Raw genomic sequence first — 22,479 nt, 5'->3', positions numbered from 1 at the left:
CGGGCAGGTCAGGACGCGGCGCGGTCCCAGGCGGCACGGGAGCGGGAAGGGCGGGGCCTGCAGCGCGGCCCGGCGTGGTCAGTCCTCGCCGAGCTCCTCGGAGATCTCCGGGGTCATCCGCTCCACCAGCGGCACCACCTCGGCGACGCCCTCGAGCACCGCGGTGGGCCGGTAAGGGAACTTCTCGATGTCGACCCGGTGGGTGGAGCCGGTGAGCACGAGGATCGAGCGCATGCCGGCCTCGAGGCCGGACTTCACGTCGGTGTCCATGCGGTCGCCGATCATCACGGAGGTCTCCGAGTGGGCGCCGATGCGGTTGAGCGCGGTGCGCATCATCAGCGGGTTGGGCTTGCCGATGTAGTACGGCTGGATGCCGGTGGCGGCGGTGATCATCGCCGCGACGGCGCCGGTGGCGGGTAGAGGACCCTCGGCGCTGGGGCCGGTGACGTCCGGGTTGGTGGCGATGAACTTGGCGCCCTGGCCGATCAGGCGGATCGCCCGGGTGATGGCCTCGAAGGAGTAGGTTCGGGTCTCCCCCAGCACCACGAACTCCACGTCGGTGTCCGAGAGGATGAAGCCCTCGTCGTGCATGGCGCTGGTGAGGCCGGCCTCGCCGATCACGTAGGCGGCGGCGCCAGGCGTCTGCTCGGCCAGGAACCGCGCGGTGGCCAGCGCGCTGGTCCAGATCGACTCCTCGGGCAGCTCGATGCCGGCGCGGGAGAGCCGCGCGGAGAGGTCCCGCGGGGTGAAGATCGAGTTGTTGGTCAGCACCAGGAAAGGGCGTCCCCAGCGCTGCAGCTCCGAGATGAACTCGGGGGCTCCGGGGAGGGCGGACTGCTCGTGCACCAGCACGCCGTCCATGTCGGTGAGCCAGGAGTGGATCGGGGCGTCCTCGAGCTTGGTGGGCATGGGCGCAGTCTGCCATCACCGGGCCGGAAAGGCACCCAGGTCGGGCCGTAGCCCACCGGGTCCGGACATGCCGCGACCCGGCCCCCGTGGTGGGGACCGGGTCGCGGATCAGCTCGGGTCCGGGGCCGACGCGGGGGCGGCCCCGGGGCCGATCAGTTGCCGGTGAGGCGGGCGCGCAGCGCGGCCAGCGCCTCGTCCGAGGCGAGGGTGCCCTCGTCCGCGGAGGCGGACTGGTAGGAGGACGCGTTCTGCGCGGCCGGGGCCGGGGTGGAGGACGAAGCGCTCTGGCCACCCTGGGCGGCGGACTCCTCGTCGGCCTTCTGTGCCTCGGCAACCTGCGCCTTGTGGGCGGTCCAGCGCTCGTAGGCGGCCGCGTACTGGCCCTCCCACTCCTCGCGCTGGGAGTCGTAGCCCTCGAGCCACTCGTTGGTCTCCGGGTCGAAGCCGTCGGGGTACTTGTACTCGCCGTTCTCGTCGTACTCGGCGGCCATGCCGTACAGCGCCGGGTCGAAGGTCGAGTCGTCGCCCTCCGGGTCCACACCCTCGTTCGCCTGCTTGAGAGACAGCGAGATGCGGCGACGCTCGAGGTCGATGTCGATGACCTTGACGAAGACGTCCTGGTCGACGGTGACGACCTGCTCGGGCAGATCCACGTGGCGCTGGGCCAGCTCGGAGATGTGCACCAGGCCCTCGATGCCGTCCTCGACACGCACGAAGGCGCCGAAGGGGACCAGCTTGGTGACCTTGCCCGGCACGACCTCGCCGATGGCGTGGGTGCGGGCGAAGAGCTGCCAGGGATCCTCCTGGGTGGCCTTCAGCGAGAGGGACACGCGCTCGCGGTCCATGTCGACGTCCAGGACCTCGACCTTGACCTTCTGTCCGACCTCGACGACCTCGGAGGGGTGGTCGATGTGCTTCCAGGACAGCTCGGAGACGTGCACCAGGCCGTCGACGCCGCCCAGGTCCACGAAGGCACCGAAGTTGACGATGGAGGACACGGCGCCCTCGCGCACCTGGCCCTTCTGCAGGGTCTGCAGGAAGTCCGAGCGGACCGCGGACTGGGTCTCCTCGAGGTAGGCCCGGCGGGACAGGACCACGTTGTTGCGGTTCTTGTCCAGCTCGATGATCTTCGCCTCGATCTCCTGGCCGACGTAGGGCTGCAGGTCGCGGACGCGACGCATCTCCACGAGAGAGGCCGGGAGGAAGCCGCGCAGGCCGATGTCGACGATGAGGCCGCCCTTGACGACCTCGATGACGCGACCGGTGACGACGCCTTCGTCCTCCTTGATCTGCTCGATCGTGCCCCAGGCGCGCTCGTACTGGGCGCGCTTCTTGGACAGGATCAGGCGGCCTTCCTTGTCCTCCTTCTGGAGGACCAGGGCCTCGATCTCGTCGCCGACCTCGACGACCTCATCGGGGTTGACGTCATGCTTGATGGACAGCTCGCGCGAGGGGATGACGCCCTCGGTCTTGTAGCCGATGTCCAGGAGGACCTCGTCGTGATCGACCTTCACCACGGTGCCTTCGACGATGTCGCCATCGTTGAAGTACTTGATGGTGGCATCGATGGCGGCCATGAGCTCGTCGGCGCCGCCGATGTCGTTGATGGCGATCTGGGGGGTCGTGGTCTCGGTCATGTAGGTAAGGACTCCGTCGGGACAGGAATGAGTAGGAACGATGGACGTGCGCCGCCCTGGGCCGGGCCGTGACCTCGGGGCTCGGGGGCTCCTGCGGCACGCACCCGATGGCTCGGGACGGATCGCGCGCGGGCACCCGGGAGTGGGCACGGGGGCGCGCAGACCGTCAGTAGCCTAGCAGGGCACGGCCTGGACGGCGAGGGTGTGGGGGCGACGGGCGGGACCGATGTGACCGCCCGCACCCGGGGCGCCGGCGGTGCCCTGGATCAGTGGGCGGCGGCCAGCCAGTTCTCGCCGACGCCGATGCCGACCTCGAGCGGGACGGACAGCTCGAAGGCCTCGCCCATGCCGGTCGCGACCAGCTCGCGCAGCCGCTCCTCCTCGCCCTCGGCGACGTCGAGCACGAGCTCGTCGTGCACCTGCAGCAGCACCCGGGATGCGAGCTCGGCCTCGGCGAGGGCGTCCTGCACCCGCAGCATGGCCAGCTTGATGATGTCGGCGGCGCTGCCCTGGATCGGGGAGTTCAGCGCCACCCGCTCTGCGTTCTCGCGCCGCTGCCGGTTGTCGCTGGTGAGGTCCGGCAGGTAGCGGCGGCGGCCGAGGATCGTCTCGGTGTACCCGGTGGAGCGGGCGGTCTCCACGCTCTGGCGCAGGTAGTCGCGCACCCCGCCGAATCGTTCGAAGTAGCCGTCGCGCAGGGCGGTGGCCTCTGACTGGGAGATGCGCAGCTGGCGGGAGAGCCCGAAGGCGCTCAGCCCGTAGGCCAGGCCGTAGCTGACCGCCTTGGTCTTCGAGCGCATCGCGCCGTCGACGTCCTCGGGGTCCACGTCGAAGACGCGGGAGGCGACGAAGCGGTGCAGGTCCTCCCCGGAGCGGAAGGCCTCGATGAGCCCCTCGTCCTCGGACAGGTGCGCCATGATCCGCATCTCGATCTGCGAGTAGTCGGCTGTCATCAGCGCCGCGTAGCCCTCGGAGCGGTGGAAGGCGGAGCGGATGCGCCGTCCCTGCTCCGTGCGGGTGGGGATGTTCTGCAGGTTCGGGTTGTTCGAGGAGAGCCGACCGGTGGCCGCGATGGTCTGGTGGAAGGTGGTGTGGATCCGCCCGGACGGGGAGATGAAGCGACGCAGGGTGTCGATGATCTGCCGCATCTTGGTGACGTCGCGGTGGGCCAGCAGGTCCGCCAGGAAGGGGTGCCGGGTCTTCTCGAAGAGGTCCGCAAGGGACTCCGCGTCGGTGGAGAAGCCGGTCTTGGTGCGGCGGGTGCGGGGCATCCCGAGCCGCTCGAACAGCACCTCCTGCAGCTGCTTCGGGGAGCCCAGGTTGATGCGGTCCCCGTCGACGTGGGAGTAGGCGGACTCGGCGACGCGCTCCTGCTCGGCGGCGTGCTCGGTGTCGAGCTCGGCGAGCACCTGGTCGTCCACGGCGATGCCGACGGCCTCCAGCTCGGCGATGACGTGGGCGAGCGGCAGCTCGAGGTCGTCGTGCAGGGCCAGGGCGTCGTGCGCCTCGAGGTCGGTGCGCAGCAGCTCGGCCAGGCGGCGCACGGCGTCGGCGGCGCGGCCGAGCTGCTCGGCGCCGGTGTCGCTCGCGTCGAGGTCCAGTTCCTGCTGGGCGGCGGCGGTGGCGACCTGCAGGTCCTCCTGCAGGTGACGCAGGGCGAGGGCCGCGAGGTCGACGGGCCGCTGGTCGGGGCGGCAGAGGAACTCGGCGATGGAGAGGTCGGTGTGCCAGCCGGCGACCTTCAGCCCACGGCCGGCCAGCTGGTGGGCGGCGAGCTTGGTGTCGTGCGCGGACTTCGGGATGCCCGTGTCCTCGAGCCAGCCGGCCAGGGCCCGCTCGGCGGTGTCGTCGAGGGCGCCGAGGTCGATCACGGCGAGGTCGTCCGCGGTGGACAGGGCCAGCGCGGAGGCGTCGCCCTCCCCCAGCTCCCAGCTGCCGTCCACGGCCAGGGCCGCGCCGCCGGCGAAGGCGCCCTCCAGCAGGCCCGGCAGGGCCGAGGAGTCGGGGCGCTGCAGCTCGGGCAGGTCGCTGGTGGTCTCCGCCGCGGCCATCTCCTCGCCCGCGAGCAGCGCGCCGGGCAGGTCACGGCGGATGGTGGGGCCGAAAGCGAGCTCGTCGAAGACGGCGTGCACGGTGCTCGCGTCGCCGCGGCCGAGCTCGCAGCGCTCCAGCTCCCCGGGAAGGTCCAGGTCGGTGACGGCGGCGTTCATGCGACGGTTGCGGCGCACGTCCTCGAGGTGGTCGCGCAGGTTCTGGCCGGCCTTGCCGGTGATCTCCTCCGCGGAGGCGAGGATGCCGTCGAGGTCGCCGTACTTCACGATCCACTTGGCGGCGGTCTTCGGACCCACGCCGGGCACGCCGGGCAGGTTGTCGGCGCTCTCCCCCACCAGGGCGGCGAGATCCGGGTAGCGCTCCGGGGGGATCCCGTACTTCTCCTCGACCGCCGCGGGGGTCATGCGGCGCATCTCGGTGACGCCCTTGATGGGCTGCAGCAGGGTGACCTGTTCGGTGACCAGCTGGATGGCGTCGCGGTCGCTGGAGACGATGGAGACCGCCCCGCCGCCGGCCGCGGTGCGGGTGGCGAGGGTGGCGATGATGTCGTCGGCCTCGTAGTCCTCGACGGTGAACCAGGCGACACCGAGGGCGTCGAGCACCTGCTGGATCAGGCCGATCTGGCCGGAGAACTCCGGCGGGGTCTCGTCGCGGCCGGCCTTGTACTGGTCGTAGATGCGGTCGCGGAAGGTGCCGCCGGGCAGGTCGAAGGCGACGGCGAGGTGGGTGGGACGCTCGGAGGCGACCACGTTGATGATCATCCGGGTGAAGCCGTAGACCGCGTTGGTGGCCTGGCCGCGGCCGTCGCTGAAGCCGTCCGCCGGGAGCGCGAAGAAGGCCCGGAAGGCCATCGCGTGCCCGTCGATCAGGAGGAACCGGGTCTCACTGCGCTCGTCACCGCTCATGACCGCCATCCTCCCATGCGGCCCCGACAGAGCAGCTCGCTGTGGCAGGCTCGCCCCATGACCGACACCCCGCGTCCCGACGGATCCACCCCCGCAGCCCCCGAGTCCGCGCCGAGCCCGAGCGGCACCGGGAGCGACGCGGGGCAGGAGGCGCTGCTGGCCCGGCTCACCGCGGCGATGGAGGGCACGCTGCTCGAGCGCACCGGTCAGCGCATCGTCTCCCTGGACGCCTCGGGCGGCGTGATGACGATGCCGGTCGCGGGCAACACCCAGCCCGCCGGGCTGCTGCACGGCGGCGCCACGATCGCCCTGGCCGAATCGGTGGCCTCGATGGCCGCCATCCTCCGGGCGCGCGACGTGCACGGCGAGGGCGCGCAGGCGGTCGGCACCTCGGTCTCGGCCCTCCACCACCGATCCGGTCGCAGCGGCGAGGTCACCGCCACCTGCCGGGTGATCCACGCCGGCCGGCAGCTCGCCAGCTACCTGGTGGAGGTGCACGACGATCAGGAGCGCCTGCTCAGCACCGTGACCGTGCAGACGATGCTGCTGCCCCCGCGCGGCTGAGGCGCCCTCTCGCGGGTCGACGGGCCGCGGAGTCACTCCTCCAGCTCGAGGGTGCGCGGCTCCTCCTCGACCGCGGCGCCGCTGGCGTCGTAGGAGATCGGGGTGACCTCGGCACGGACCGGGTCGCCGCTCTCCCCCAGCACCAGCTCCCCGGTCACGCCGCGATAGGCGGTGCTCGGGGTGCGGCTCGCGGTGCGGGCCTCCCGGATCAGGGCCGCGCAGTCCGCCGCGGTCGTGCAGGCCTGGGCGCCCGTGAGCAGTCTCGGGAGGGCGGTGGCCAGCGCGCTGCCGCGCCGGGAGGCGGCGGCCTCGGCGGCGAGGGCCGCGAGCACGACCGCGTCGTAGGCCTGCTGGGTGCGTCCCGGGCGCGGGTGCCGCAGCTCCGCATCGGCGTTCAGCAGCAGGTTCGCGAAGTCCTCGGGCAGGGCGCCGCCCATCCGGAAGCCGGTCACCTGGTCCAGGGTGCCCTCGGGGAGCTCCTCGGCGGTGCGGTCGATCGTGGCGCGGGGGAACAGGCACACCGGCGGTGCCTGCTTCTCCTCCTGCTCGGCGGCGGTGTGCAGCGCAGCGAGCAGGGCGCCGGCCTCGTCCCCGCCGTGGAGGATCAGCAGGGCCGTGGGCTCGGCGAGCACGGCCTGCACGATCTCCCCGCGGCGGGCCTCGTCGGGGCCTCCGACGGGGTAGCGGTGCTCGGCGAGCACGGCGCCGCCTGCCGGATCGAGCACGCGGGACAGCTCCTCGGTGAGGCTGGTGCCGGCGGCGGTCTCCTCGGTGAGGACGGTGACGGTGCCGGGGGCCGTGCCGTCGTCCCCGGTGTCGACCGCGAGCGCGTCCTCGGCGAGGTGCACGGCGAGCATCCGCATGCTGGGACTCAGCCGCAGCAGCATCCCGGCGGTGTCGACCTCCGCCGCGCGCACGCTCATCCCGCTGGTGGTGAGGTCGAGGACGGCCAGGCCCTGTTCGCTGAGCGCGGGCAGGGCGGCGGCGAGGGTCTCCTCGTCGAGGCTGCTGATGACGGCGCTCGCGCCCGCCTCCGCGAAGCCCTGGACGATCCCGACGAGGTCGTCCTCGGGGCCGTCGACGAGCTTCCTGTCGAGCAGTCGGGCGCTGTGCCCGAAGACGCCGTCGGCGCTCGCGTTCACGTCGATCATCGCCTCGGCCAGGGCGGTGGCGATGCTCTCCTCCCCGTCGGCGAGAGGGCCGGCGGCCGAGCCGAGGGAGGCGAGGATCAGGGGCTCGTCCGGGGTGGGGACGGGCGCGGCGGTGGGGGCAGGCTCCTCCGCCTGCTCGCGGGCGCAGGCCCCGAGGCCCAGCGCGAGGGCGGCGACGGCCGCACTCCGGCCCAGTTCCCGACGAGCGGGACGGGCCGGAGCGGGGGTCACTCCTTGCCCTGGCCGCCCAGCTGGTCGACGACCGCGTCAGCGACCTCGCGCATGGTGAGGCGGCGGTCCATCGAGGTCTTCTGGATCCAGCGGAAGGCCTCGGGCTCGCTGAGGCCCATGTTGGTCTGCAGCAGGCCCTTGGCGCGGTCCACCCGCTTGCGGGTCTCGAAGCGCTCCCCGAGGTCGGCGATCTCGGTCTCGAGCTGCACGATCTGCGCGTGCCGGGAGATCGCGATCTCCACGGCGGGCAGCAGGTCCGCGGGGGTGAAGGGCTTGACCACGTAGGCCATGGCACCGGCGTCGCGCGCCCGCTCGACCAGCTCGGACTGGGAGAAGGCGGTGAGCATGACCACGGGGGCCAGGTTCTCCTCGCCGATCTTCTCGGCCGCGGTCACGCCGTCGGTCTGCGGCATCTTCACGTCGAGCACGACCACGTCGGGTCGCAGCTCGCGGGTCTTGGAGATCGCGCTCTCCCCGTCCCCGACGGCGGCGACGACCTCGAAGCCGGCCTCGGTGAGGGTCTCCACGATGTCCATGCGGATGAGGCTCTCGTCCTCGGCGACGACCGCGGTGCGGGTGCGGGCCTCGGCGTCCTGGTCCGGGGTCGCGTCGGGATCGGTGGTGGTCTCGTCGTTCATGTCACCCTGTGTCTCGGTGGGGTCCGGCACCACCCGGTCAGCGCCACGCCGCGGGGGCGCCGACGGACCGGGGTGCACAGGACCGATGGTCATCACCCGTATCCTAGTCCAGGCCCTTGTCGCCTGGGGCCGAGCCGGGTTGGCGGAATGGTAGACGCGGCGCACTCAAAATGCGCTGTCCGCGAGGGCGTGCGGGTTCGAGTCCCGCACCCGGCACCCCGCCCCTCCCTGCCCGGACGGCCCGGCCCGGTCGTCCCGCCCGCCCCTGACCCCGCGCACCTTCCCCGCTGGGCCCCAGTCCTCCCCACTTCCCCCGTCGAGATCTACGTTCGGGTTGTCCTGGGTACTCACGGCAACCTGAACGCAGATCTCGACGCCTCCCCGGGCGGAAAGCCGACTCATCGCGGGCTCCATCCGCGGCTGCGCAGCGCTTCCGTGATGCGGTGCACTGCGCGCGCGCCGCCTGCTCTGAGGTCGCGAGCGGTCGTGCGCACCTCGATCCAGCCGTGCCGACGGCGGCGCTCGCCGCGTTCGATGTCGCGCTCCAGCTGCCCGGGAGTCAGATGGCTCGGGCCCTCGTGCTCGGCACACACGCGCCACTCATCCCAGCTCGAGTCGGGGACACCGGGATCCACCCCATCCCCGTGGATGCGCTCGTTCCGTCGCGGCGGTGGGAGCCCCGCTCGAGCGCACGCCAGCCGCAGTCGGGTCTCGGCGGGTGAGTCGGATCCCACCCGGATCAGCTCCACGGCATCACGGAGGGCACGGGCGCCCCGTCCGGACCAGTCCCGGAGCACGGCCCGGAGGTCCTCGACCGTCGCGTACGGCTCGTCACGACCCTCGAGGCCCGGTCGCGGGACCCGAACCAGGTGGTCCCCGATGATCACGAGGTGATCGACGGGCAGGACGGCACCAAGGTCGCGCCAGGTGGTGACGCGAGTCGTCAGGCGAAGTCCGGTGCGGAGCACCACCTGGGCAGGGGCGTACTCCCGGTGATGCCAGATGATGCCCGGGCGGGGCCTGCGGTGCGATCCCGCCTCGTTCAGTTCGAGGGCCTCCTCCCGGAGCGGGGACCGATCGCCGCGGCGTCCCTGGTCCGGGGGAAGCGGGAGCCCCCAGAGATGCGCTGCGGTCAGCCCGCAGGCCACGATGGTCGGGCGCCCCCGCTGGAGCGCGGCGACGACGTCGCGGACCGTGTAGGGCACGTCGCGCCGCGCACGGAAACCCCGAACGACGGTGAGGATGTCCGGGGCACGGAGCCGTTGCGGGCCGACGCCGAGGGCATGCGCCTCACCCGTCGTGAACACCGGCGCCAGCGGCACGTCGTCGAGGGGGCGGATCCGTGAGGACATGGATGCAGTGAACCGCGAGCGTTCGCCTCGCTCCGGACTCGTCCCCAGCGGCCTGATCAGGCACGGGTGAGCGGTCCCTCCCCGTCGACAGGTCCGTGAGAGCGAAAGAGGGAGAGCTGAGAGAAGTAACGCACCGTGGCGGTGAGGACCGCACGCGAAGCGAGGATCGCGCAGCGCGGGACCCGCACGACAGTGCTCGTTCCCGGATCACCAGGTGCTGGCGACGGTCCGGGAGAACCGGGGTCCCCCGGTGTCTCCCGGATGCTGCTGGACAGCGCGAGGTTCCAGGTGCCGTAGCTTGCCCGGATGGTGGGCTCGGTCCGGGTGCGCACCGCCACGTTCGAGAACGACGTTCGGGTTGCCATCAGGCCCCAGGACAACCCCAAAGGCGTTCTCGACGGCGGATCGGGCGCAGGGGCCGGGATGGGTGGGGGCGGGGCGATCGGACCGGCCCCGGGCATGGCGGCGCCCCCGTCGGAACGGGTCCGGCGGGGGCGTCGCGGGGGATCAGCGGGTGATCAGTTCTTCTCGCCGGAAGCGATGCTGTCGGCCTCGATCTTGGCGGACTCGGTGCCGTCCAGGTCGCCGATGCGGTGCACGCGCAGCGAGTTGGTGGAGCCGTGCACCCCGGGGGGCGAACCGGCGGCGACGATGACCAGGTCGTTCTTCTGCAGACCCTTCTGCTCGCGCAGGAGGTCGTCCACGACCTGCACCATCGCGTCGGTGTCCTTCTGCATCGGCACCAGGTAGGCCTCGATGCCCCAGGAGAGCGCGAGCTGGTGCTGCACCTCCTCGTAGGGGGTGAGCGCGATGAGGGGAATGGTCGGGCGCAGGCGCGCCAGACGGCGGGCGGTGTCGCCGGACTCGGTGAAGGTCACCAGGTACTGCGCGGAGAGCTGGTCGCCGATCTCCGCGGCCGCGCGGGTGATGGCGCCGCCGCGGGTGTGCGGGATGGTGCCCAGCGGCATGATCCGGTCGGCGCCGTTCTCCTCCGTGTTGGTGATGATGCGGGCCATGGTCCGCACGGTCTCGAAGGGGTAGGCGCCCACGCTGGTCTCGCCGGAGAGCATGACCGCGTCCGCGCCGTCCAGGATGGCGTTGGCACAGTCGGAGGCCTCGGCGCGGGTGGGGCGCGGGCTGGTGATCATCGACTCGAGCACCTGGGTGGCCACGATGACCGGCTTCGCGTTGCGGCGGGCCAGCTCGATGGCGCGCTTCTGCACGAGCGGCACCTGCTCCAGGGGCAGCTCCACGCCGAGGTCGCCGCGGGCGACCATGATGCCGTCGAAGGCGCCGACGATGGAGCGCAGCGCGCGGACGGCCTGCGGCTTCTCGATCTTGGCGATGACGGGGACACGGCGGCCCTCCTCCTGCATGATGCGCAGGACGTCGTCCATGTCGTGGGCGTCGCGCACGAAGGACAGGGCGACCAGGTCGCAGCCGAGGTTCAGGCCCCAGCGGAGGTCGTCGATGTCCTTCTCGCTCATGGCGGGCACGGAGACGGCGACGCCGGGCAGGTTGATGCCCTTGGAGTCGCTGACCGGGCCGGGGACCTCGACGACGGTGGTGACGTCGGTGTCGGAGACGTCGGTGACGCGCACCGAGACCTTGCCGTCGTCGATCAGCAGGACGTCGCCGGGGCGGCAGTCGCCGGGCAGGCCCTTGAAGGTGGTGGAGACGCGCTCCTTGGTGCCCGCGATGTCATCGGTGGTGATGGTGAAGGTGTCCCCCACCGCGAGCTGATGCGGGCCGTCGGAGAACTTGCCGAGGCGGATCTTCGGCCCCTGCAGGTCCACGAGCACGGCCACGTTGCGGCCGAGGTCCTCCGCCGCGCGGCGGATGTTCTCGTAGACCTTCTCGTGATCGTCGTGCGAGCCGTGGCTGAGGTTCATCCGGGCCACGTTCATCCCGGACTCGATCAGCGTCTTGATCTGCTCGTAGGTGTTGGTCGCCGGACCGAGTGTGCAGACGATCTTCGCTTTTCGCATGTCAACCCATCTGTCGTTGGAGGTAAGGGCTGCGGCCCGGCCGGCGCCCACTGCGCAGGGGTGAACGCGCGCACAGTGCCGGCGGACCGCAGCATCGCGTCGTCGCCCCTAGTCTTTCACACCGCGATGGCCCGCTCCCCGGACCTCACGGGCGCGGGGAGGTTGGTGCCGCCCATCAGGTGGCGGTCCACGGCGGCGGCGCAGGAGCGGCCCTCCGCGATGGCCCACACGATGAGGCTCTGGCCGCGGGCGCAGTCGCCGGCGGTGAACACGCCCGGGACGCTGGTCTCCCACTCCTGGTCGTGGACGATGTTGCCGCGACCGTCGAGCTCGATGCCGAGCGTGTCGACCAGGCCTTCCTGCTGGGGGCCGGTGAAGCCCATCGCGATGAGGACCAGGGTGGCGGGCAGCACGGTGTCGGTGCCCGGGGTGGGCAGCCGCTTGCCGTCCCGGTACTGGGTGCGGGCGACCTTGAGGCCGGTCACGCCGCCGTCCTCCCCCACCTCGAAGCCGGTGGTGGAGGCGAGGAAGGAGCGGTCGCCGCCCTCCTCGTGAGCGGTGGAGACCTCGAACAGCACCGGGTGCATGGGCCAGGGCTGGTCCTCGGTGCGCTCGGTGGGCGGCTGGGTGCCGATGGCGAGCGTGGTCACGGAGCGGGCGCCCTGGCGCAGGGCGGTGCCCAGGCAGTCGGCGCCGGTGTCGCCGCCGCCGATGATCACCACGTCCTTGCCCTCGGCGGAGATGGCGTCCTCGAGGGTGTCGCCCTCCACCTGCCGGTTGGCCTGGGTGAGGTAGTCCATCGCGGGATGGATGCCGGTGGCCTCGCGGCCGGGGACGGGCAGGTCCCGGGGGCGGGAGGCGCCGGTGGTGACGACGACCGCATCGAAGCGGGCGCGCAGGTCCTCGACGGAGATCGCGCCCTCGCCGCTGCCGCCGACGTCCACGCCGGTGCGGAAGCGGGTGCCCTCGGCGCGCATCTGCTCCAGGCGACGCTCGATGTGGCGCTTCTCGAGCTTGAACTCGGGGATGCCGTAGCGCAGCAGGCCGCCGAGGCGGTCGTCCCGCTCGAAGACGACGACGGAGTGCCCGGCGCGGGTGAGCTGCTGGGCGGCGGCGAGCCCGGCGGGGCCGGAGCCGACGACGGCGACGGAACGGCCGGTCTGGCGCGGAGCCTCGACGGGCTGCACCCAGCCCTCCTCGAAGGCGCGGTCCACGATCGAGACCTCGACGTTCTTGATGGTCACGGCCGGCTGGTTGATGCCCAGCACGCAGCTGGACTCGCAGGGCGCGGGGCAGGCGCGGCCGGTGAACTCGGGGAAGTTGTTGGTGGCGTGGAGACGCTCGATGGCCTCCTCCCAGTCGCCCCGGTACACCAGGTCGTTCCACTCGGGGATCAGGTTGCCCAGCGGGCAGCCCTGGTGGCAGAAGGGTATGCCGCAGTTCATGCAGCGTCCCGCCTGCCGGGAGACGACGTCCAGGGTGCCCTTCTCCCGGGCCTCGTAGACCTCGCGCCAGTCCATCAGGCGCACGGGCACCGGACGGCGGGTGGGCAGCTCGCGATCGCGCGTGCGCAGGAATCCGCGGGGATCAGCCATGGGTCGCCTCCATGATGGTGTTCCAGACTTCGTTCGAGTTGGGGTCGATGCCGGCGGCGAGGGCGTCCTCGCGGATGCCGGTGATGCGCAGGAAGGCGCGCGGGGAGATCTCGGTGAGACGTCCCAGCAGCTCCTCCTCGTCGGCCAGCAGGGCCGTCGCGCGGTCGGAGCCGGTGCGGCGGGCGTGCTCGCGGATCTCGGAGAGCACGAACTCGCGGTGGTCCTCCCGCACCGGGCCGATCTCGAAGGTCGCGGCCTCGGCGGGGTTCACGTCCCGCTCGTCCAGGTCGAGGACGAACAGGGTGCCGCCGCTCATGCCGGCCCCGAGGTTGCGTCCGGTGGGGCCGAGGATCACGACGGCGCCGCCGGTCATGTACTCGGCGCCGTGGTCGCCGATGCCCTCGACGACCAGGGTCGCCCCGGAGTTGCGCACCCCGAAGCGCTCCCCCGCGGCGCCCGCGAGGTAGAGACGGCCGCTGGTGGCGCCGTAGGCGCAGGTGTTGCCCGCGACGGCGGCGGAGGTCAGGGAGGCGGCGGTGCCGGCGCCGTGGCCGATCGCGATGATGCCGCCGGAGAGGCCCTTGCCGACGTAGTCGTTGGTGTCGCCGCGCAGCTGGATGGTCACGCCGCGGGGCAGGAAGGCGCCGAGCGACTGGCCGCCGGTGCCCTCGAGGTCCAGCAGGATCGCGTCCTCGGCGAGGCCCTCGGCGCCGGTGCGGCGGGTGACCTCGTGGCCGAGCAGGGTGCCGGTGGAGCGCTGCACGTTGCGGATGGTGTCCGTGAGGTGCACGGAGGACTCCCGGCCCTCGATGACGGCTTCGGCGGCCTCGATCCAGGGGTGGTCGGCGGCCTGGTCCAGGTGGTGGTCCTGGCCGCGCAGGCGGCGCACGTGGTCGCCCTCCTTGATCTCGGGGGCGGCGAGGATCGCCTCCAGGTCCAGCCCGCGGTGCTTGGCGGTGGCCAGCGCGTTGCGGGCCTGCTCGCCGTCCTGCAGGCCGAGCAGGTCGGTGCGGCCGATGGCCTCGTCCAGGGAGCGCAGGCCCAGGGCGGCGAGGTGCTCGCGGACCTGCTCGGCGATGAACTCGAAGAAGGTCACCACGTGGTCCGCGTGGCCGGTGAAGCGGGCGCGCAGCTCGGGGTTCTGGGTGGCCACGCCGACGGGGCAGGTGTCCAGGTGGCACACGCGCATCATGACGCAGCCGGAGACCACCAGCGGGGCGGTCGCGAAGCCGTACTCCTCGGCGCCCAGCAGGGCGGCGATGACCACGTCGCGGCCGGTCTTCATCTGCCCGTCGACCTGCACGGTGATGCGGTCGCGCAGCCCGTTCAGCAGCAGGGTCTGCTGGGTCTCGGCGAGGCCGATCTCCCAGGGGGTGCCCGCGTGCTTGAGGGAGTTCATGGGGCTGGCGCCGGTGCCGCCGTCGTGCCCGGAGATCAGCACCACGTCGGCATGGGCCTTGGAGACGCCGGTGGCGACGGTGCCCACGCCGAAGCGGGAGACCAGCTTGACGTGGATGCGCGCCGCGGGGTTGGCGGACTTCGCGTCGTGGATCAGCTGGGCCAGGTCCTCGATCGAGTAGATGTCGTGGTGAGGCGGCGGGGAGATCAGGCCGATGCCCGGGGTGGAGTGCCGGGTGCTGGCGATCCACGGGTAGACCTTCTCCGGGGGCAGCTGGCCGCCCTCGCCGGGCTTGGCGCCCTGGGCCACCTTGATCTGGATGTCCTTGGCGAAGGTGAGGTACTCGCTGGTCACCCCGAAACGGCCGGAGGCGATCTGCTTGATCGCGCTGGAGCGCTCGGGGTCGCGCAGGCGCTCCGGGTCCTCGCCGCCCTCGCCGCTGTTGGACATGCCGCCCAGGCGGTTCATGGCGATGGCGAGGGTCTCGTGCGCCTCCTGGGAGATGGAGCCGTAGCTCATCGCCCCGGTCATGAAACGCCGGGTGATCGACTCGACGGGCTCGACCTCCTCGATCGGGATCGGGGTGGCCTGCTCCTTCTGCAGCTGCAGCAGACCGCGGATGGTCATCAGCCGCTGGGTCTGGTCGTCGATGTCGTCGGTGTACTGGCGGAACTCGTCGTACTGCCGGCTGCGGGTGGAGTGCTGCAGGCGGAAGACGGCCTCGGGGGTGAACAGGTGCGGCTCGCCCTCGCGGCGCCACTGGTACTCACCGCCGACGGGGAGGCGGCGGTGCGCGGGGCGTCCGCCCTCCACGGGGTAGGCCAGGGCGTGGCGGGCCGCGTTCTCGGCGGCGATGACCTCGAGGTCGATGCCGCCGATGCGGGAGATGGTGCCGGGGAACCAGGCCTCCACGAGCTCCTGGGACAGGCCCACGGCCTCGAAGATCTGCGCGCCGCGGTACGAGGCGACGGTGGCGATGCCCATCTTGGACATGATCTTCAGGACGCCCTTGCCGAGGGCGTAGTTGAGGTTGTGGACGGCCTGCTCCGCGGTGAGGTCGTTGATGACGCCGCGGCGCACCAGGTCCTCGACGCTCTCCATCGCCAGGTAGGGGTTCACGGCGCTGGCGCCGTAGCCGATGACGAGCGCGGCGTGGTGGACCTCGCGCACGTCGCCGGCCTCGACGATCAGGGCGGCGCGGGTGCGGCGGCCGGTGCGGACCAGGTGGTGCTGGATGGCGCTGGTCAGCAGCAGCGAGGGGATCGGGGCGAGCAGGGCGTTGGCGTCGCGGTCCGAGAGGATCAGGAAGGTGGCGCCCTCGTCGATCGCGGTGACGGCCTCCTCGCACAGCTCCCGCAGGCGATCCTCGAGGGCCCGCACGCCGCCGGCCACGTGGTACAGGCCCTTCAGCCGCACGGCGCGGAAGTCCGCGGTGTGGGCGACGGACTGGATCCCGGCGATCGTGGCGAGCTGGTCGTTGTCGATGATCGGGAAGTCCAGGGCGAGCTGCCGGGCGTGCTCGGGGGTCGCGTCCAGCAGGTTGCCCGAGGCGCCGATGGTCACGCCCAGGCTGGTGACGATCTCCTCGCGCAGCGAGTCCAGCGGCGGGTTGGTGACCTGCGCGAACATCTGGGTGAAGTAGTCGAACAGCAGTCGCGGACGGTCCGAGAGCACCGCGATGGGGGTGTCGGTGCCCATCGCGCCGATGGGCTCGGCGGCCTTGGTGGCCATGGGGGCCAGCAGGATCCGCAGCTCCTCCTCGGTGTAGCCGAAGGTCTGCTGGCGGCGGACCACGGAGGAGCGGGAGTGGGTGATGTGCTCGCGCTGCGGGAGGTCCTTCAGGTGGACCTTCTTCTCGGCGACCCAGTTGCCGTAGGGCTCGGCGGTGGCGATCTCGTGCTTGAGTTCGTCGCTCTCGACCACCCGGTGGTTCTCGAGGTCCAGCAGGAAGATCTCGCCGGGGGCGACGCGGCCGGTGCGGACCAGCTGGTCGTGGGGGATGTCCAGCAGGCCGGTCTCGGAGCCGAGCACGACCAGGTCGTCCTCGGTGATCCAGTAGCGCAGCGGACGCAGGCCGTTGCGGTCCAGGCGGGCGCCGACGTGGGTGCCGTCGGTGAAGACGAGGGAGGCGGGGCCGTCCCACGGCTCCTGCAGGGCCGCGTGGTACTCGTAGAAGGCCCGCAGCTCCGGGTCCATCGAGTCGTCGTTCTCCCACGGCTCGGGCACCAGCATCATCAGGGCGTGCGGCAGGGAGCGGCCGGAGAGGTGCAGCAGCTCGAGCACCTCGTCCAGGCTCGCCGAGTCGGAGGCCCCCGCGGAGTTCACCGGCAGCAGGCGGGTGAAGTCCTCGCCGAAGACGCCGGTGTCCATGACGCCCTCGGCGGCGCGCACCCGGTTGCGGTTGCCGATCACGGTGTTGATCTCGCCGTTGTGGGCGAGCACCCGGAAGGGGTGGGCGAGAGGCCAGGCCGGGAAGGTGTTGGTGGAGAAGCGCGAGTGGACGATCGCGACCTCGGAGACGAGGCGCTCGTCCTGCAGGTCGGGGAAGAAGGCGTCGAGCTGCCCGGGGGTGAGCATGCCCTTGTAGACCATCACCCGGGTGGACAGGGAGGGGAAGTACGCGGCGGTGGTGTGCTCGACCCGGCGGCGCAGGGCGAAGGCGGCGCGCTCGAGCGCGAGGCCGCTCCGCTCCCCTGCCGTGTCGACGAGGAAGACCTGCACGAAGCGGGGCTGCACGGCGCGGGCGGAGGGGCCGACCAGGCCCTCGGTGATCGGGACCTCGCGAGTGCCGAGCAGGGTGAGCCCCTCCTCGCCGGCAATGGTCTCCAGCGCGGCGAGGGCCTCGGCGCGCTCGGTCTCGTCCTCGGGCAGGAAGGCGGTGCCGGCGACGTAGGCGCCGAGCTCGGGCAGCTCGAGGCCGCTGACGGCGCGCAGGAAGGCGTCGGGCATCTGCACGAGGATGCCGGAGCCGTCGCCGGTGTTCTCCTCGGCGCCGACGGCGCCGCGGTGGTCGAGGTTCCGCAGCGCGGTCAGGGCGCCCTCGACGATGTCGTGGCCGGGGGTGCCGCGCAGGGTGGCGACCATGCCGACGCCGCAGGAGTCCTGCTCGCTCTCGGGACGGTAGAGGCCCTGGGCGGGAGGGAAGGCGGAGTAGCGGGAGTCGAGGGGGATCATGTGCGCTGCCCTTCTGTGCTCGGGTCGACGGTCGCGGGGACCGGACCGGGTTCGCGGGGTGGTGGCGCCGGGGCGCGTGGGTCGGGCCGGCCTCAGCGGCCGGGGTCTCGGGGCCGGGGCGCCCGGGAGCCGGGGTCCTCCCGGGCAACGGCCTCGGTGGTGCGGCTCGCGGAGGCAACGTGGGTGGCGTCCTGGTCCTGGGACGGCGCGGGATCGGGGATCTCCCCGGAGCCGTCAGCGGCCTTGGCCTCCCAGCCGCGGCGGCGGTACCGCGCGGTGAGGATGGCGATCATCGCGACGGCCACCAGGGCCATCACGATGGCGACGAGGGTGTGGATGCGCAGCGGGCCGACCATGAGGACCGGTTCGCTGCGGATCGCATCGATGAACGCCCGGCCGGTCGAATAGACTCCCACGTAGGCCCAGAACACGCGGCCGCCGCCGAGGTCGAAGCGGCGCGCGAGGGCCAGCAGCACGATCACGCCCACCAGGTTCCACAGCTGCTCGTAGAGGAACGTGGGGTGGTAGGTGCCCGGGTCGCAGCCGGCGATGGTGGTGCCGTTGGTGACGCAGGTGACGTCCCAGGCCCACCAGGCGTCCAGCGGCGGGCCGTAGAGCTCCTGGTTGAACCAGTTGCCGAAGCGGCCCAGGATCTGGGCGACCATCAGGGTGGGGGCGACGGTGTCGGCGAGGGTCGCGAAGGAGACGCCCTTGGCCCGGGCCATCACCCAGGCGGCGAGGGCGCCGCCGGCGACGGCCCCGTAGATCGCGAGGCCGCCCTGCCAGATGTACAGCACGGCGATGGGGTTGCCGCCCTCCCCGAAGAAGGGCTCCGGCGAGGTGAGGACGTGCCAGACGCGGGCGCCGATGATGCCGGCGATGATCGCGGCGAAGGAGATGTCGAAGAGGTCGTCGCCGTCGCCGCCGCGGGCCTCCCAGCGCTTCGTGGCCCACCACAGGGCCACGCCGATGCCGGCGAGGATGCACAGGGCGTAGAAGTGGATGGTCAGCGGGCCCAGGGAGATCGCGGAGAGCGGGGAGCTGGGGATCACGGCGCCACCCCCTGCCGGGCGCGGTCGATCCCGCCGCGGAGGTCGTCGACGGTCGCGGCCAGGGGCGCGAGGTCGCCGCGCTCGGCCTCCAGCAGCGCGCGCACGAAGGCGGAGCCGACGATGACGCCGTCGGCGTAGGCGCCGACCTGGGCGGCCTGCTCGCCGGTGGAGACGCCGAGTCCGACGCAGACGCGCTCGGCGCCGGCGGCGCGGGTGCGGGCGACCAGGCCCTCGGTGGCGTCCGAGACGCTGCTGCGGGTGCCGGTGACGCCCATGGTGCTGGCGGCGTAGACGAAACCGCGGGTCTGCGAGACGACGTAGGAGAGCCGGTCCGCCGGGGAGGAGGGGGCGACCAGGAAGACCCGGTCCACGCCGTGCTCCTCGCTGGCGGCGATCCAGTCGGCGCCCTCGTCAGGGATCAGGTCGGGGGTGATCACACCGGCCCCGCCGGCGCCGGCGAGGTCACGGGCGAAGGCGTCGGTGCCGTGGGCCAGCACCGGGTTCCAGTAGCTCATCACCAGGATCGCGGCGCCGCGGCCGGAGAGGGCCTCGACGGCCTCGAGCACGTGGCGGGTGCGGGTGCCACCGGCGAGGGCGGCCCCGGCGGCGCGCTGGATCACGGGCCCGTCCATCACCGGGTCGGAGTAGGGCAGGCCGAGCTCGATCACGTCGGCGCCGTGGTCGATCAGGGTGCGGGCGGCGTCGATCGATCCGGGCAGGTCGGGGTAGCCGACGGGCAGGTAGCCGACCAGCGCGGGGCGGCCCTCGGCGCGCGCGGCATCGATGGCCTCGGCGGAGCGGAGACGCCCGGTGTCGGCGGGGCCGGTGCTGCCGGTGGCGCTCATCGCTGCTCCTCCCGCTGCGGGTCGAGGGTGGCGCGGGCGCGGGCGGCGAGGGCCTCCAGGTCGCCGGGGGCGGCGGCACGGGCGGGGGTCCCGGGGGCGGTCGCGGCGCCGTCCTCGTCGATCAGGCCGAACCAGCGCGAGGCGGTGTCCACGTCCTTGTCGCCGCGGCCGGAGAGGCTCACCAGGATGGTGGCGTCCGGGCCCAGCTCCTCCCCCAGGGCGAGAGCACCGGCGAGGGCGTGGGCGGACTCGATGGCGGGCATGATGCCCTCGGTCATCGAGAGCAGGGTGAAGGCGTCCATCGCGGCGGTGTCGTCCACGGCGCGGTACTCGGCGCGGCCGGAGGCGGCGAGCCAGGCGTGCTCGGGGCCGACGCTGGGGTAGTCCAGGCCCGCGGAGACGGAGTGGGAGGGGACGGTCTGACCGTCCTCGTCCTGCATCACGAAGCTGCGGGCGCCGTGGAGCACGCCGGGGGTGCCGCCGCCGATCGTGGCGCTGTGGCGACCGGTCTCCACGCCGTCGCCGCCGGCCTCGCAGCCGATCAGGCGCACGGCCGGGTCGTCGAGGAAGGCGTGGAAGATGCCCATCGCGTTGGAGCCGCCGCCCACGCAGGCGACGACCGCGTCGGGCAGGGCACCGGTGGCCTCGAGCACCTGGGCGCGGGCCTCCTCGCCGATGATGCGGTGGAAGTCGCGCACCATGGTCGGGAAGGGGTGGGGCCCGGCGACGGTGCCCAGCAGGTAGTGGGTGGTCTCGACGTTCGCCACCCAGTCGCGGAAGGCCTCGTTGATGGCGTCCTTGAGGGTGCGCGAGCCCTGGGCGACGGGCACCACCTCGGCGCCGAGCAGGCGCATCCGGGCGACGTTCAGCGCCTGCCGCTCGGTGTCCTCCTCCCCCATGTAGATCGTGCAGTCCAGGCCGAACAGGGCAGCGGCGGTGGCGGTGGCCACGCCGTGCTGCCCGGCGCCGGTCTCGGCGATCACGCGGGTCTTGCCCATACGGCGGGTGAGCAGGGCCTGCCCGAGCACGTTGTTGATCTTGTGGGAGCCGGTGTGGTTGAGGTCCTCGCGCTTGAGCAGCACGCGGGCGCCGCCGGCGAGCCGCGAGAAGCGGGGCGCATCGGTGAGCAGCGAGGGGCGCCCGGTGTACTCGGCGCACAGACGGCGGTACTCGTCCAGGAACTCGGGGTCGAGCAGGGCCTTCTCGTAGACCTCGCGGAGCTCGTCGAGGGCGGGGACGAGGGCCTCGGGCAGGAAGCGGCCGCCGAAGTCCCCGAAGTAGGGGCCCTCGGCGGAGCGCAGGGCGCCCTCGGGGCGGCGCAGGTCGGGGGTGACCGCGTGGGCGGCGCGGGGGTCGTGCAGGGTCATCGGGTCGCTCCCGTCTCACGGCCGCGGCGGGGCACCTCGCGGAAGGCGGCGACGGTGCCGGGCACGTCGCCGGAGATCACCAGCGCCTCCCCCACCAGCACGGCGTCCGCGCCGGTGGCGGCGTAGTCCTCGACGTCGCCCACGTGCCGCACGGCGGACTCGCCGATCGCCAGCGGGCCGGCGGGGATCTCACGCAGCAGGTCGTGGGCGCGCTCGGCGGAGACCTCGAGGGTCTTCAGGTCGCGGGCGTTGACACCGATCAGCGCCGGATCCAGCGCCAGGGCGCGCTCCAGCTCGGCCGCCGTGTGGGTCTCGACCAGGGCCTGCATGCCGAGCTCGCGGGCCTGGGCGCCGAGCTCCTGCAGCTGCGCGTCGGTCAGGGCGGCGACGATCAGCAGGATCAGGTCGGCGCCGTGGGCGCGGGCCTCGAGCACCTGGTAGGGCTCGACCATGAAGTCCTTCCGCAGCACGGGCACGTCGACGCGGGCGCGGACGGCATCGAGGTCGTCCAGGGAGCCGCGGAAGCGGCGCGACTCGGTGAGCACGCTGATGGCGCTGGCCCCGGCCTCGGCATAGGCGCCGGCCAGGGTCGCGGGCTCGGGGATCGCCGCGAGGTGGCCCTTGGAGGGGCTGGCCCGCTTGACCTCGGCGATCAGGCCGAGGGTGGCGCCGTCGCCGCGCAGGGCGGCCGCGGCGTCGCGGACGGGGGCGGCTGCGGCGGCGCGCTCGGCGAGCTCGGCCTCGGACGTGCGGGCGCGACGGTCGGCGAGATCCTCGCGCACTCCGGCGATGATCTCGTCCAGGACGGTTCCGGTGAGGGTCACGGCGTGCTCCTCCGGGGACGGGGGCGTGATCCGCGCGGGATCAGGCGCCCACGAGGGACGTGGGGGCGATGAACCAGAAGGCCGGGAGGTTCCGCAGGACGGTGAAGATCCCGACGATCGCGGCGAGCACGAGGACCACGCCCGGCGAGGGCATCAGGTCGGTCGTGCGTCCCTGCACTCGCCGTGCCGTCCAGAATACGAAACCGGCGACGGTCAGCGGCAGGGCGACCACGATGAGGACGTTGTTGCGCAGGGCGAGCAGCAGGTCGCCGGCCAGCAGGGCGTGGACGGCACGGGTGGCGCCGCAGCCGGGGCACTCGATCCCGGTGAGCTGGTGCACGAGGCACAGCGGCACGTGGGTGCTGAAGGGGTCGAAGACCACCTGCAGCAGGAGGGTCAGCGCGGCGCCGCCGAGGACGATGCCGAGCGGGAGGAGGGCGCGGTGCGGTCCGCCGGGGCGGGTCCCGGCGGCGGCCGCGGGGCCGCGCTCCGGGCGCACCGCGGAGCTCACGAGGTCGCTGCCTTGGCGCGCTTCTTCCCGAGACCGGCCAGGGACATCACGATGCCGGCGACGACGGCGAGGAGCATCACGCCCGCACCGATCGCCATCACCGGGTAGGCGGCCATGATCATGCCGACGGCGGCGATGACGGCACCGATGACGACGCCCAGGGACAGGGTCCAGGCGGCCGGGGTCTTGCCCTCGTTGTGGGGCGGGGTCGGCGGCACGGCGTAGGTCTTCGGCATGGTCCTTCTCCAGTTCGGGACGGCGTCGCGATCATTCTGCCACGGCGAC

The 22,479-nt window shown here is 72.6% G+C and carries 16 protein-coding genes and 1 tRNA gene; 2 read left to right on the top strand and 15 right to left on the bottom strand.

All coding sequences use genetic code 11. The annotated features are described in order from the left end of the window. Positions 1-78: 78 nt before the first annotated feature. The 3 genes from OM98_RS09930 to polA all read right to left on the bottom strand — a co-directional run bounded on the left by OM98_RS09930 (position 79) and on the right by polA (position 5,503). The gene (locus OM98_RS09930; RefSeq protein WP_010534470.1) at positions 79-909 is read right to left on the bottom strand and encodes an HAD-IIA family hydrolase; all 831 of its coding nucleotides are present in this window, start codon (positions 907-909) and stop codon (positions 79-81) included. Between the two features lie 152 nt (positions 910-1,061). Beyond that, a complete protein-coding gene (gene rpsA, locus OM98_RS09925; protein ID WP_010534469.1) occupies positions 1,062-2,546 on the bottom strand; it encodes a 30S ribosomal protein S1 in 1,485 nt (494 codons plus the stop codon). Positions 2,547-2,812: 266 nt separating this feature from the next. Continuing rightward, entirely contained in the window at positions 2,813-5,503 is a 2,691-nt protein-coding gene (gene polA, locus OM98_RS09920; RefSeq protein WP_010534468.1) for a DNA polymerase I, read from the bottom strand. A gap of 57 nt (positions 5,504-5,560) precedes the next feature. Between polA and OM98_RS09915 the strand changes: the two genes are divergently transcribed. After that, positions 5,561-6,067 (top strand): PaaI family thioesterase, encoded by a 507-nt coding sequence (locus tag OM98_RS09915; RefSeq protein WP_010534467.1) that lies wholly within the window; start codon positions 5,561-5,563, stop codon positions 6,065-6,067. Positions 6,068-6,099: 32 nt separating this feature from the next. On the opposite strand, the gene OM98_RS09910 is transcribed toward OM98_RS09915, so the two are convergent. Both OM98_RS09910 and OM98_RS09905 read right to left on the bottom strand, forming a co-directional pair. Then, a complete protein-coding gene (locus OM98_RS09910; RefSeq protein ID WP_010534466.1) occupies positions 6,100-7,449 on the bottom strand; it encodes a type 1 periplasmic-binding domain-containing protein in 1,350 nt (449 codons plus the stop codon). Continuing rightward, entirely contained in the window at positions 7,446-8,087 is a 642-nt protein-coding gene (locus tag OM98_RS09905) for an ANTAR domain-containing response regulator (RefSeq protein WP_139017685.1), read from the bottom strand. Before OM98_RS09905 ends, OM98_RS09910 begins: the two co-directional genes overlap by 4 nt. 133 nt (positions 8,088-8,220) lie before the next feature. Here OM98_RS09905 and OM98_RS09900 point away from each other — a divergent pair. Then, positions 8,221-8,303 (top strand) — tRNA-Leu (locus tag OM98_RS09900). Positions 8,304-8,485: 182 nt separating this feature from the next. Here OM98_RS09900 and OM98_RS09895 read toward each other — a convergent pair. The 10 genes from OM98_RS09895 to OM98_RS09850 all read right to left on the bottom strand — a co-directional run bounded on the left by OM98_RS09895 (position 8,486) and on the right by OM98_RS09850 (position 22,430). Continuing rightward, positions 8,486-9,439, bottom strand: coding sequence for a hypothetical protein (locus OM98_RS09895; RefSeq protein ID WP_010534464.1), 954 nt, complete (start codon positions 9,437-9,439; stop codon positions 8,486-8,488). 518 nt (positions 9,440-9,957) lie between these two features. Further along, on the bottom strand, positions 9,958-11,427 hold the full coding sequence (gene pyk, locus OM98_RS09890; RefSeq protein ID WP_010534463.1) for a pyruvate kinase: 1,470 nt from the start codon (positions 11,425-11,427) through the stop codon (positions 9,958-9,960). A gap of 116 nt (positions 11,428-11,543) precedes the next feature. Then, a complete protein-coding gene (locus OM98_RS09885; RefSeq protein ID WP_010534462.1) occupies positions 11,544-13,022 on the bottom strand; it encodes a glutamate synthase subunit beta in 1,479 nt (492 codons plus the stop codon). Beyond that, complete coding sequence (gene gltB / locus OM98_RS09880) at positions 13,015-17,595, bottom strand: glutamate synthase large subunit (protein ID WP_010534461.1); 4,581 nt, start codon at positions 17,593-17,595, stop codon at positions 13,015-13,017. Before gltB ends, OM98_RS09885 begins: the two co-directional genes overlap by 8 nt. 92 nt (positions 17,596-17,687) lie before the next feature. Next, entirely contained in the window at positions 17,688-18,647 is a 960-nt protein-coding gene (gene lgt, locus OM98_RS09875) for a prolipoprotein diacylglyceryl transferase (RefSeq protein WP_010534460.1), read from the bottom strand. Continuing rightward, positions 18,644-19,492 carry a tryptophan synthase subunit alpha gene (gene trpA / locus OM98_RS09870; RefSeq protein ID WP_010534459.1) on the bottom strand — a complete coding sequence of 283 codons (849 nt, stop codon included), beginning with the start codon at positions 19,490-19,492 and terminating at the stop codon, positions 18,644-18,646. Before trpA ends, lgt begins: the two co-directional genes overlap by 4 nt. Further along, the gene (trpB, locus tag OM98_RS09865; RefSeq protein ID WP_010534458.1) at positions 19,489-20,859 is read right to left on the bottom strand and encodes a tryptophan synthase subunit beta; all 1,371 of its coding nucleotides are present in this window, start codon (positions 20,857-20,859) and stop codon (positions 19,489-19,491) included. Before trpB ends, trpA begins: the two co-directional genes overlap by 4 nt. Continuing rightward, positions 20,856-21,683 (bottom strand): indole-3-glycerol phosphate synthase TrpC, encoded by an 828-nt coding sequence (gene trpC, locus OM98_RS09860; RefSeq protein WP_010534457.1) that lies wholly within the window; start codon positions 21,681-21,683, stop codon positions 20,856-20,858. Before trpC ends, trpB begins: the two co-directional genes overlap by 4 nt. A 40-nt stretch (positions 21,684-21,723) precedes the next feature. Beyond that, positions 21,724-22,194, bottom strand: coding sequence for a DUF2752 domain-containing protein (locus OM98_RS09855; RefSeq protein WP_010534456.1), 471 nt, complete (start codon positions 22,192-22,194; stop codon positions 21,724-21,726). After that, on the bottom strand, positions 22,191-22,430 hold the full coding sequence (locus OM98_RS09850; protein ID WP_010534455.1) for an HGxxPAAW family protein: 240 nt from the start codon (positions 22,428-22,430) through the stop codon (positions 22,191-22,193). The genes OM98_RS09855 and OM98_RS09850 overlap by 4 nt, the downstream gene beginning before the upstream one ends. Between the last annotated feature and the right edge of the window lie 49 nt (positions 22,431-22,479).

Source organism: Brachybacterium squillarum M-6-3 (assembly GCF_000225825.1).
In the GTDB taxonomy this organism is placed as follows: Bacteria; Actinomycetota; Actinomycetes; order Actinomycetales; family Dermabacteraceae; genus Brachybacterium; species Brachybacterium squillarum.
The sequence above is the reverse complement of the archived record's forward strand: the minus strand, read 5'-3'. Positions and strand labels throughout refer to the sequence as shown.

Bases quoted from the DNA above. Each gene is read 5' to 3' on its own strand.
- OM98_RS09930 (WP_010534470.1), bottom strand. From the start codon at position 909: ATGCCCACCAAGCTCGAGGACGCCCCGATCCACTCCTGGCTCACCGAC.
- rpsA (WP_010534469.1), bottom strand. From the start codon at position 2,546: ATGACCGAGACCACGACCCCCCAGATCGCCATCAACGACATCGGCGGC.
- polA (WP_010534468.1), bottom strand. From the start codon at position 5,503: ATGAGCGGTGACGAGCGCAGTGAGACCCGGTTCCTCCTGATCGACGGG.
- OM98_RS09915 (WP_010534467.1), top strand. From the start codon at position 5,561: ATGACCGACACCCCGCGTCCCGACGGATCCACCCCCGCAGCCCCCGAG.
- OM98_RS09905 (WP_139017685.1), bottom strand. From the start codon at position 8,087: ATGAACGACGAGACCACCACCGATCCCGACGCGACCCCGGACCAGGAC.
- OM98_RS09895 (WP_010534464.1), bottom strand. From the start codon at position 9,439: ATGTCCTCACGGATCCGCCCCCTCGACGACGTGCCGCTGGCGCCGGTG.
- pyk (WP_010534463.1), bottom strand. From the start codon at position 11,427: ATGCGAAAAGCGAAGATCGTCTGCACACTCGGTCCGGCGACCAACACC.
- OM98_RS09885 (WP_010534462.1), bottom strand. From the start codon at position 13,022: ATGGCTGATCCCCGCGGATTCCTGCGCACGCGCGATCGCGAGCTGCCC.
- gltB (WP_010534461.1), bottom strand. From the start codon at position 17,595: ATGATCCCCCTCGACTCCCGCTACTCCGCCTTCCCTCCCGCCCAGGGC.
- trpA (WP_010534459.1), bottom strand. From the start codon at position 19,492: ATGAGCGCCACCGGCAGCACCGGCCCCGCCGACACCGGGCGTCTCCGC.
- trpB (WP_010534458.1), bottom strand. From the start codon at position 20,859: ATGACCCTGCACGACCCCCGCGCCGCCCACGCGGTCACCCCCGACCTG.
- OM98_RS09850 (WP_010534455.1), bottom strand. From the start codon at position 22,430: ATGCCGAAGACCTACGCCGTGCCGCCGACCCCGCCCCACAACGAGGGC.